12 protein-coding genes are annotated in these 9,756 nt (G+C 50.5%); all 12 read right to left on the bottom strand.

The window, feature by feature from the left end; translation table 11 throughout:
- Nucleotides 1-41: 41 nt before the first annotated feature.
- Nucleotides 42-1,499: an ATP-dependent endonuclease gene (locus DW896_RS20600; protein ID WP_002560968.1), complete on the bottom strand. Its 1,458-nt coding sequence runs from the start codon at nt 1,497-1,499 to the stop codon at nt 42-44.
- Nucleotides 1,500-1,660: 161 nt separating this feature from the next.
- Entirely contained in the window at nt 1,661-2,188 is a 528-nt protein-coding gene (locus DW896_RS20605; protein WP_002560969.1) for a glycoside hydrolase family protein, read from the bottom strand.
- Nucleotides 2,185-2,688 carry a DUF3872 domain-containing protein gene (locus DW896_RS20610; RefSeq protein WP_002560970.1) on the bottom strand — a complete coding sequence of 168 codons (504 nt, stop codon included), beginning with the start codon at nt 2,686-2,688 and terminating at the stop codon, nt 2,185-2,187. The genes DW896_RS20605 and DW896_RS20610 overlap by 4 nt, the downstream gene beginning before the upstream one ends.
- Nucleotides 2,685-3,587: a toprim domain-containing protein gene (locus DW896_RS20615; protein ID WP_002560971.1), complete on the bottom strand. Its 903-nt coding sequence runs from the start codon at nt 3,585-3,587 to the stop codon at nt 2,685-2,687. Before DW896_RS20615 ends, DW896_RS20610 begins: the two co-directional genes overlap by 4 nt.
- Before the next feature lie 7 nt (nt 3,588-3,594).
- Entirely contained in the window at nt 3,595-4,170 is a 576-nt protein-coding gene (locus tag DW896_RS20620; RefSeq protein ID WP_008764729.1) for a conjugal transfer protein TraO, read from the bottom strand.
- A 2-nt stretch (nt 4,171-4,172) separates the two neighbouring features.
- Nucleotides 4,173-5,159, bottom strand: coding sequence for a conjugative transposon protein TraN (traN, locus tag DW896_RS20625; RefSeq protein ID WP_002560973.1), 987 nt, complete (start codon nt 5,157-5,159; stop codon nt 4,173-4,175).
- Between the two features lie 47 nt (nt 5,160-5,206).
- Entirely contained in the window at nt 5,207-6,553 is a 1,347-nt protein-coding gene (gene traM, locus DW896_RS20630) for a conjugative transposon protein TraM (RefSeq protein WP_002560974.1), read from the bottom strand.
- The gene (locus DW896_RS20635) at nt 6,534-6,821 is read right to left on the bottom strand and encodes a TraL conjugative transposon family protein (RefSeq protein ID WP_002560975.1); all 288 of its coding nucleotides are present in this window, start codon (nt 6,819-6,821) and stop codon (nt 6,534-6,536) included. Before DW896_RS20635 ends, traM begins: the two co-directional genes overlap by 20 nt.
- Before the next feature lie 39 nt (nt 6,822-6,860).
- Complete coding sequence (traK, locus tag DW896_RS20640; RefSeq protein WP_002560976.1) at nt 6,861-7,484, bottom strand: conjugative transposon protein TraK; 624 nt, start codon at nt 7,482-7,484, stop codon at nt 6,861-6,863.
- 31 nt (nt 7,485-7,515) lie between these two features.
- Nucleotides 7,516-8,520: a conjugative transposon protein TraJ gene (gene traJ / locus DW896_RS20645; RefSeq protein WP_002560977.1), complete on the bottom strand. Its 1,005-nt coding sequence runs from the start codon at nt 8,518-8,520 to the stop codon at nt 7,516-7,518.
- A gap of 4 nt (nt 8,521-8,524) precedes the next feature.
- Entirely contained in the window at nt 8,525-9,154 is a 630-nt protein-coding gene (locus DW896_RS20650) for a DUF4141 domain-containing protein (protein WP_002560978.1), read from the bottom strand.
- A 23-nt stretch (nt 9,155-9,177) separates the two neighbouring features.
- Nucleotides 9,178-9,558 (bottom strand): DUF3876 domain-containing protein, encoded by a 381-nt coding sequence (locus DW896_RS20655; RefSeq protein WP_002560979.1) that lies wholly within the window; start codon nt 9,556-9,558, stop codon nt 9,178-9,180.
- Nucleotides 9,559-9,756 lie beyond the last annotated feature (198 nt).

The following is a 9,756-nucleotide window of genomic DNA, read 5'->3' on the forward strand; positions in this document are numbered from 1 at the left end:
GGCGGCTTCATCGGATTTTTCCGAAATAATCATTAAGTATTTTAATTTTGAAATGTTTTTTGTAAGAATGTTAGTAGTTTAGACATATCTTCCTTTCGATATATCATTTCACAAACTTTTTGAACAAATACATTTTCTTCTATTCCTTGTTCTTTTAAGTTTTTAATGAGGTAATTATAAAACGCCTTGTCGTCATTCTTTTTGATTAAACTATCCACCACTTCTTTTAGTGATTTAACTTTGAAAAAACGGTCACCTATTTCCTTGAAAAAATCAGCATCTTTATTTACAATAATTTTTTCATGTAGGTATTTTTCCAAACTATGTATTGGCAGAAAATTTATTGTTAAATTAGTATATAATCCCTTTTGCTTATATAGTTGTTCAAAATCCGGTTTTACATCACCATCAAGAACACTTAATACTTTTGTTCCAACCCCTGCTAAATTTGACTTACAAATATCATCTTGCATTTTTAACACATTCTCCCAACCACCACTTGGTAGAATATTAATCAATTTACTTTTATACAAGGCATTTTCATCAATTATATTCTCCAATATATATTTAGCCAACACATCCTCTACTAAAATAAGAAAATCGTATCCCGAATGTTGATAAATATCTCGTGTTGCATATGATGGATAACATGGATTTACAATAGCGATATTATCCAACTCCTTTTGTAAATGAAAAATATTTGAAGGCTTTATTTTCCTAAGTAATTCTATTGAATGACTTGAAAAATATATAGCAAGATTATACTCTGTAGCCAATTTTTGCAAAAAATCAACTAACCTCATGATTGCAGATGGATGCAATGCTAATTCAATTTCATCTATCAATATAAGCCGTACATCTTCAGACTTTGCAGGGCGAACAATGACAACATTCAACATATGCAATAAGCTAATCAACATATTTTCTCCTGCACTCATACAAAACTGATTAACTATTCCATTAGTTCCTTCAATGAAATATGGAATTCCTTTGAACGCTTTAAGTTGTGCTAATGTTCTATTTTTAATGCGTTTAAGATTTGTATAGAAATCATAATTTCCATGCAAAATATAACTTAAATTGCGCGAAACAAACGAATCTGCATCAGTTAAAATTGTATTATTAACTCTTTCAGCTTTTAGTAATGTATCATAATTTGCATCTATAAAACGCATTCCATGTATTATGCTACCTTCATAAAAACCTTTTAGAGATATTATATCAGTTGAACTACAACTCCATCCTCTACTGGCTTTTGTCCAAGAATTTTCTTTTCCATCATAGGATATTGTGATTTTACTATTAGATGAATAATCATGAGGTTGAAAAACATTGAATGCAGAGTTACGTACAACCTTAGAAATGACTGTCATGATAGTACTTTTGCCTGTTCCATTAGCTCCAGTTATAGCATAAAGTCCTGTTTCTATTGGTAGATTTAACTCAATATTATTGATGTTCTTTAATTGTTCTATTTTTATATTTAATTTATTATTCATAATTGTTCTGTCTTTGGACGCAAAATTAGGCATTTTATACTGAATGACAAAATGTTATCATAAAATAATACAACTAAAGTAATATTGAGGTGATACATAATTACCCCTGCTCTTGAATTATAAAACAGAGGTAATTATTTTTTTTACGAATTTTGCATCAATCACGGGATATACAGCAGCGCAAACTCCACCTTTCTCCGTGTGAGCAGCATGGCATGGCGTTTTCCCTTGTAACTGCAAAAAGCAATATATTCATGGTAGATGTTCCTGTCGCCAGCCTCCAACTTCTTTATCAAGGTGCTTTTGGGGATTGTCTTGCTACCCAAAAGCCGGTATGGACCCACGTTGTAGGCAAGCGTGGCGAGTAAAAGGCTGTCTTTCCCGAACTGCCGGAACATCGCGCAGAACTTCCGCAAGTCTTTCCGCAGAAGCACGTCCGCCTGCCGCTTCGTCATGGTTCGTGCCGAATATCTTTCGTCCGGCAGAATTTTGTGACCCCAACCCACGTATGGGTGGTGTTTTTCCGAGTGCCAGCCCTCAAAATATTTCGTGCAGCACACCGCCCTCTCGAAAAGTGGCAAACGGTAGATTGCCGCCTGCCCGTCCATTCCCTCTCGGCGGCTGATCCGTGCGGACACGGAACAGACCGCCATAAGCGAACAGAGCATTACCATGAATACACGCATCATTTCAGCAAGGGGCTGAAGTTGCCGATGGGAACGATGGTCAAACCGTCATCCTTTACATTCCGGTTGTTGAAGTCAAATTCCAGCTCGAAGGAGTTGCCGAAGTTGTCCTCCACCACCACAATAAAGTTGTGCGCCTCTTCGCCCTCCGCCGTGTAGTACAGGCGGAACTTTTCGTTCTCCAGCAGGTAGCGGTCGTTGGGCAGGAAGGTGATGCCGTTATCCATTTTCAACTTTCCTTCTCCCTCAAACTGAAAATAGCGGATGGTATAAAGCGTGTTAGCGAAGTCGCCCTCCTTTTTCAGTTCACAGCGGATTTCCACCGTCTGCCCCTTTGTCACCTTGTTCGGCACGGGCATGACCTCCACCGTGAAGGGATAGGACTGTTGGATGTCCATGTCGTCATCGCACGACACGAGGGTGAATGACACAGCGGCTATCAGGCATAACGCCACCACCTTAAAGATGTTTGTACTCTTGTTTCTGTTGTTCAGTATGTTCATTGTTCTTCGATTTTTAGATGATTGTTTTTCTGTTTTTTCGTTGTCCGTTGCAGGTACTCATTCAAGTCCTTGCAACCGTCATAGAGGGAGGAACGGTCGGCGACACGCGCCCCATACCGTTTGGCAAGAGCGTCAAGCGTCCGCCGTCCGGCTTCGTCACGGTCAAGGAAGCATCCGATGCGCCCGTAGCCGTCCAGCAATTCCGCCGCCTTCTCCACGTTGGCGACAGAGTTCAGAACAAGGCAGTCAGCGTTACCGGTTACGCCAAGCGTCACAGCGGAGAGAAAGTCCATGAAGCCCTCAAACACGAGGCACTCGTCAGCCGGGATTTCCTTCGTCCTTGCCAAAGACACATCTTTTGGCGGGATGCACCCCTTGAAAAATCGGCTTCGGACTTCATATCCACCTGCCATATTCAGGAAACCGACAGCAAAATACCGTTTTCCACGCACACTGTAGTTCAGACGGCAACAGTGACGGGATGTGATGGCGATGGGTATGCCACGTTCCGCCAGATAGTCCGTCAACGGTGAGCGAAGTAACGGAGCGACCTCCACATCCTCAAAGACGGGTTCGGTCGGCTTCGGGAGATAGGCGGGCTTTTCCCATCCGGCAACCGTCATATTGGCGGCTTCCGCTATGAACTTCGCTTGCTTCATGAAGTCATCGCTTTGCAGAAACTCCCCGGCAAGCGTGAAGATGTCGCCGCCCTTGCCCAAACCGAAGTCGTACCAGAGCTGTTTCGCCACGTTCACACGGAAAGAGGGTGTGCGCTCGCCCCTGTACGGGGCAAGATACCACAGCTCGTTACTGCTCCTTCTAACAGGCTCATGCCCCAGCCGTGCGAGAAAATCCGTAAGCGGCATCCTTCTGACAGCATCTATTTCCGTCCTTTCCATGCCCGTGTCAGTTGATGATGAACTTGATACCGACCCCGAACTGCGTGTGAAACTTCCGCGTGTCGCCACCCCAAAGGCAACGCTCCCGCAGATTGGCAAGCAGGGCTATACGGTCTGCCACGTAGCATTCCACATCGAGCGTCAGCGCGCCGCCGTAGATGAAGGCGTCCCGGTCGTGCAGCGTAGAACCGTCATGCAGCACCTTCGTTCCCCAGTTCACCGACTCATATCCGGCAAGAGCCGAAGCCCCGGCATAGACGAACACGATTTTTCGAGCGTCCGACAGTATCTTGAAGTAATAGCCGCCCTCCGCCGTGAACTGCGCCACGGGTATCTTGGTGTTCTTGTAAGGATTGTTTTTCAGGAGGTATTCGCCACCGAACACCCACTTGTTTCCCCTCTTCGTGTAGGTGGAAAGAGACGCCCCGAAACTGTAGCCGCCGTCCTTGCCACCGGGATTGAAACCGTCCGCCATGTCCGCCCTTACCTCGATGCCATGCATCTTCGGCAGACACCGCTGGGCGTGCGCCTGCCCCGTGAAAAGGGCAAGCGACGCGATGATTATTGCGATGTATTTTCTCATGGTCAGCGCACTTGAAGTTCGTTAATGGTGCTGGCTCGTACCAAATCCTCGTTCTCAATCACGAAGGACTGGTGACGGCCGCCGTTCTTCTCGTTCAGCTCCACCACGAGGCACTTGTCGTCGGGGATGGTGAACTTCGCCATCGTGAAGACCGTGCGCTCACTTTTTTTGCCCGGCACGAGAGTGGCGTAGTTCTGCGCACGGAGCGGCAGAATGATCTGCTCCTGCACGGCGGTACGTTTCGCCACCTTCTTGTCCACGATTTTCCAAGTGATGTAGTCCACATCGAAAGGCACGTTGCTCTGGTTCTTTATCTCCGTGTGGAAGTAGAGTAAGCCGTTGTGCGTGTAGATGCCTTTCAACAGGTATTGGATGCCGAAACGCTTGCAGCCGATATGCTTCACCTCGCGCTTGTTCTGTTTGTGGATGGACTTCATGATAAGGCGCACCAGCATCGGGCTTTCGCTGCCCAGCTCTTTCAGATAGATTTCCTGCGCATTGTTCGGGCGGTTCACCGTACTGCCGTCATGGATGAAATCGCACATCTCCACGTTGAGTAACAGCGGTTCGGCGGCGTACTTCACGTTGAAGGTGTAGAAACTGCCGTCCTCCGTGATGACGGACATATTCGTTTCGTTGGGAAAATTTCTCACGGTAGCCTTCACGCGGATGACGTTCTCCGCTCCGTCGGCTTTCCCGGCAATCAGGTCGGGCGAGCCTAAATCGACATAGCGCACCTCCGCCGGAAAAATGACGTGGACGGTCTTGTCATAGGTCACTTCCAGTCCGTGCGGCGGTATCATGCGGTCGAAGGTCAGCTTGCGCGACAGACCGTGATACAGGTCGCCGTCCGCCTCCTTCTGCGGATAGACCTCCTTCGTCAAGGTCGGCTGTTCACTTCCTTTGGTCGTTTCAACGGTTACATTCTCCTGCGCGTTGGCAGTTGCGATGCCCATAGCGAGGGCAAACATGATGATTACTTTTCTCATTACTTTTGGATTTTAGTGGTAAATGTTTTTTTGATTGATTGTTGTTTTCAGTCCTTTTCCTGATAGAGCATGACCCTGTACCCGGCTTTCAGATGCACCTTTACGGTTCGCATCTTCTTGGCGATGTACTGGCTCGTGCCTTGTATCAGCCCCTTGCCCAAATCGGAGGCGAGCTGCGCCCCGGCATTGGTGGAGATGTTGATGCTGCTCCCTAACGAGCCGCCCATGTTGGCGGCGACCTCCCTGACGGCGTTCATCTCCATCGAGTTCGGGATGAAGATACCGGGCTGTCCGTCCGTGTCATAGACCGCAAGCTCCACCGGGATAATCGTGCCATCGTATTCCAGCGAGGTGACCTCGATGTCGAGCCGCTCACCCTGTATCTTGCCCGTGCCGACCACCACTGCATTGCGTGGGATTGTTCTGCCCGCCACCGCCATAGGCTCCAGCAGGCGCAACCTTACCGTCTGTCCGTCCGTCACGCTCTGCGCACCATGCACACATGCCGGGATGGTATTCCGGTCCGATACCTCTGTAGTGCCGACAGCCGTGTTGAACCCCCGGTTGCGCTCCTGCGAGAAGGTGGCGACAAACTCCGCGTTGCTCATGGGCTGTGCAAGGGAGGAAACGACTTGGCGGGTCACTTGCCTTACGGGTGTCGCCGTGTTCTTCTTTCCCTTCTGCACGGTGGAAGGCTCTGCCGCCTGTTCCGGCTTTCCTCCGTTCTGACCGCCCATGTACTTTGCCGCCAGCTCATAGGACTTCTCCATAAGTGCCACCTGTTCGTCCATAGATGAAGTCCTGCCCTTCTCGCTTTCCAGTTCCGACTCCAGCGAGGCGATGCGCTCCAACAGCTCATCCATCTCGGCATTGTCGTTCTTCGGCTGTTCGTAGAAGTTGCCGAGGGTGGCGTTCAGGTCACGGTAGGCGGCTGCGGAGGATTGGATGGTCTGCGGCGTGGCGGGCTGTGCCTTTTCCTCTTTGCCGCCCGGATTGGCGAGGTCGAAGTCCGTCCCGTCCTCCGTTCCAGCTATCTCGCGGTCGAACATGTCGCCCAGCTGCCCGATGGCACGGTTGCGGCTCTCCAGACGCTCTTCCATCTCCCCATGCTCGTAGGCTTTCAACTTGTCGCCGATAATCTGCCGGTTCGCCTTGTCCGCGTCGGGCATCTCGGTGTTGTATCCGTCTGTTCCCGGCTGTTGCTCCTTGCCGGAGGACGGGGCGAATATCAGCCACATCGCCCCGATGAACACCAGCACCATAGCGGGCAGGACTATCATCTTCTGCCGTTTCAGCCGCTGCGCCTCGGTCAGCGGTTCGCGCCCCTTTTTCGGCTTTCCCGTGTCGGGAGCGGCTTTGTTCTCTTTCGTCGGTTCATTCTTCGTCTGTTCCATATAAATAAGGTGTTAAGTGATTGTCAGTTTCCACCGGGGTCGGCAGTTCCACCCGTCCGGCGTGTCCCGTTTCCATGCGTAAGCCGTCGTTCCTGCCGATGTCATAGACGGCTCTGCCGAAGGTGTAGAGGGCAAGCACCGCGAAGGCGGCGAGCATCCCCAGTACGATGCGGCGGCGTGTTTCCGGCGGCAAACCGTCCAGATACCCTTTGAGCCTTGCCACCAGCCGTTTCCGTTTGTCGTGGAGCTTCCAGTACACGCCCCACATTGTTTTTCTGATACTTTTTACTTTCCGTTTCATAATCCGTTACCGTTTGATAGTCTGTAAATCCTTATTCTCGATGATGGTGAAACCCTCGATGGTGAAGCCGTTGGGATTGTCGTCCGACCGTGATGCGTTCAGCAGGCGGCAGGTGGTCACGAGGCTGCGCTCGGTGACGTTGCTTTGCCGGATGATTTTCTGCGTGGCGTAGGTCACGGCTCGGTAGGGATAGGCGTTGAAGTCACACACCACGCTGTCCACCTTCAACACTTGGTTGATGTTTCCGGCGATGATGCGGTTGTAGTACCCCTTCTCGGCGAAGTCCGAATAATAGTGGTACACGCTCTTGTCTGCCAGCAGCAAGGCACGTTTTACGTTGTGTTCAATCGCGCTTTTTTCAGGTGACAGCGTGAAGAAAAGCTCGTGGAAGCGGCGCACATGCTCCCGTGCCTCCGCTGGACGGTTCTGCGACAGATCCTGCGACAGCGCAAGCATCAGCGACTTGCCGTTGTCCAACACATAGATTTTCTCCCGTTGCTTCTCCGCGAAACGGTAGGAGTTCCACACGCTCCACACCGTCACCACGGTGCACAGCGAGAGGAAGACGATACCGAACAGGCGTATCTGCCTGAACGATGATTCGATGTTTTTAAGTGACTTAAATTCCATTGTTGTTTATTCGTTTTTAATTGTCAGTTGATTATTTCAGCAGTTTCCCGGCACGTCCGACCACGTTTCCTGCGGCTGCACCCGCCACGCTGCCCGCCATGCTTCCGGCTCGTCCCGCCATCTGGTTCACGTTGCGACCGTAACCGCCCATGCCTCCGGCTTGGATAATCCAGCCGGCAACGGTGGGAATGGTGAAGTATCCGATGATGCCGATGCAGAGGAACACGATATACACCCCGTCGCTCGAATCCAGCGAGAAGTTCGGGTCTGCCTGCATCCGCTCGATGTCGCTTTGCAGCATCAGCACCTGTATCTTCGCCAGTATGGTGCTGAACATGTCCGACACCGGAAGCCACAGATAGACCTGTATGTAGCGGCATATCCACTGCGTGAGCGTGCTTTGGAAACCGTCCCATACCGACAGGGCGAAGGCTATCGGACCGAGTATCGCCAGCACCACGAGAAAGAAGGTGCGGACGGTGTCTATCACGAGGGCGGCGGCTTGGAACAGCAGTTCCAGTATCTCGCGGAAGAAGTCGCGGATACTCTTCTTCATGTTGTACATTCCCCGGTCGATATACATTCCCGCCATCGTCACCATGTCGGAGGGCGACCAGCCGAGTTCCTCCAGTTGCTTGTCAAATTCCTCGTTGGACACGAGGTAGGCGGTTTCGGGGTTGCGTACCATCGCCTCGTATTCCAGCTTGTCCTTCTGCTCCCGGTATCGGTTCATGTCCAGCGTTTCCGCCTCCAGCATCTTTGCCGTGCCCTGTACGACGGGTGAGAGGATGCTGTTTATCGTGCCCAGCACCACAGTCGGGAAGAACATGATGCACAGACCGATGGCAAAAGGACGGAGCATCGGGAATACGTCTATCGGTTCGGCTCTCGCCAGCGACTGCCATACCCGGTAGGCGACGTAGAACAGCGCACCCAGCCCGGCGATGCCTTTCGCCACACCCGCCATGTCCCCACATAGCGGCATCATCTGCTCATAAAGTGAGCGTAAAATCTGATGAAGGTTATCGAACTCCATAGGCTTACCAGTATCTTTCGTTCATGTTCCCGTACAGCCCCATGATGCGGTCGAGGTCGTTCTTTTTCTTCGCACGCAGATAACTCACGGAGATGTTCTTGTTGGTGTAATAGCTCACAAGGTTGCGGTAACGCTTCATTTTGGAGTAGCAGCGTTCCACCACGTCCATGCGCTCCTTGTCGGTCATGGAGAGCGTGGTGATGTTCACCACATTCTTCAGTTCCGTCAATACTTCGTTGCTCTCTTCCAGCAGTTTCGTGTAACCGAAAGCGATTGCCGACAGCTCTTCTGGTCTGAAATTTCCATCACGGAGCATCCTTTGGAAACTGTTTACATAAATGTCGGTGATGTCGCCTACCATCAGGATGGTCTGCTGCACCTTGCGGGCGTCCTTGACGAGATTGTTCACCGATTTGAGGGCATCGTAATACTTTTTGCCCTGCTGATAGATTTTCACCGTTTCCTGAAAGTTGCTCACCATGTTCGTGGCAGTCTTGGAGGTATGGATGATGTTTTTGGAGGCATTGATGATACCCTGCGCCAGATTGCCCGGATCGCTTACGACCCACTGTGCGCTTGCCCTGCCTGCGAAAAGCAGGCACAGGCAGATAATCATTGTTATTCTTGTTCTCATGTTACTTTGGATTTTAGTGGTTGTTATTCTTCTGTCGGGTGTCCCGGCTGCGGTTTCACCCGCACATAGTCGCCGCCCGGCGAGAAGGTCAGCACGTCCGTTGCCTCGTTGTAGGACACGTCGATGCGGAAGCCGGTGTTCATGAACAGGTTGTCGTTTTCCTCCTGCAAGAGATAGGTTTCCGGTTTCAGCTTGCGGCGCAGACCGCTCCGGCGGAACACCGTCACCTTGTAGGCTTCGCCCTCCTTGTAGATAAGCACATCGGGCTTCCCCTCCACGCTCTCCCAGTTCCCGCACAGCATATCACGGCGGTTATCGACCACATCGCAGGATTGCAGCATCATGACCGCCAATCCGATCAGGCACTTGCTGACTTGCAGCATTTTAACTTTTGATAAATTCATACGCATTTCTTGTTTTTAGCTGATGATTAAATGATTAACTTTTGGTTCTCCGCTTCTCGGCAAGTTGCCGGATGGCGGCTTCGATGTCGCCGCCCAACTTCTCCGCCAGACGGTAAACCTCCACTTTCTCCGTTTCCTCGGTGGTGTACGCGTAGGCTAAGCACCCAGCGCCTTGTCATATTTCTATGGTAGGTTTCC

The organism is Bacteroides sp. AM41-16 (assembly GCF_003603495.1).
Taxonomy (GTDB): Bacteria; Bacteroidota; Bacteroidia; order Bacteroidales; family Bacteroidaceae; genus Bacteroides; species Bacteroides uniformis.

Coding starts and splice junctions, on each gene's coding strand:
- DW896_RS20650 (WP_002560978.1), bottom strand. CDS start 9,154: ATGAGAACAAGAATAACAATGATTATCTGCCTGTGCCTGCTTTTCGCA.
- DW896_RS20610 (WP_002560970.1), bottom strand. CDS start 2,688: ATGAACATACTGAACAACAGAAACAAGAGTACAAACATCTTTAAGGTG.
- traN (WP_002560973.1), bottom strand. CDS start 5,159: ATGAGAAAAGTAATCATCATGTTTGCCCTCGCTATGGGCATCGCAACT.
- DW896_RS20605 (WP_002560969.1), bottom strand. CDS start 2,188: ATGATGCGTGTATTCATGGTAATGCTCTGTTCGCTTATGGCGGTCTGT.
- DW896_RS20655 (WP_002560979.1), bottom strand. CDS start 9,558: ATGAATTTATCAAAAGTTAAAATGCTGCAAGTCAGCAAGTGCCTGATC.
- DW896_RS20620 (WP_008764729.1), bottom strand. CDS start 4,170: ATGAGAAAATACATCGCAATAATCATCGCGTCGCTTGCCCTTTTCACG.
- traK (WP_002560976.1), bottom strand. CDS start 7,484: ATGGAATTTAAGTCACTTAAAAACATCGAATCATCGTTCAGGCAGATA.
- DW896_RS20600 (WP_002560968.1), bottom strand. CDS start 1,499: ATGAATAATAAATTAAATATAAAAATAGAACAATTAAAGAACATCAAT.
- DW896_RS20635 (WP_002560975.1), bottom strand. CDS start 6,821: ATGTGGGGCGTGTACTGGAAGCTCCACGACAAACGGAAACGGCTGGTG.
- DW896_RS20615 (WP_002560971.1), bottom strand. CDS start 3,587: ATGGAAAGGACGGAAATAGATGCTGTCAGAAGGATGCCGCTTACGGAT.
- traJ (WP_002560977.1), bottom strand. CDS start 8,520: ATGGAGTTCGATAACCTTCATCAGATTTTACGCTCACTTTATGAGCAG.
- traM (WP_002560974.1), bottom strand. CDS start 6,553: ATGGAACAGACGAAGAATGAACCGACGAAAGAGAACAAAGCCGCTCCC.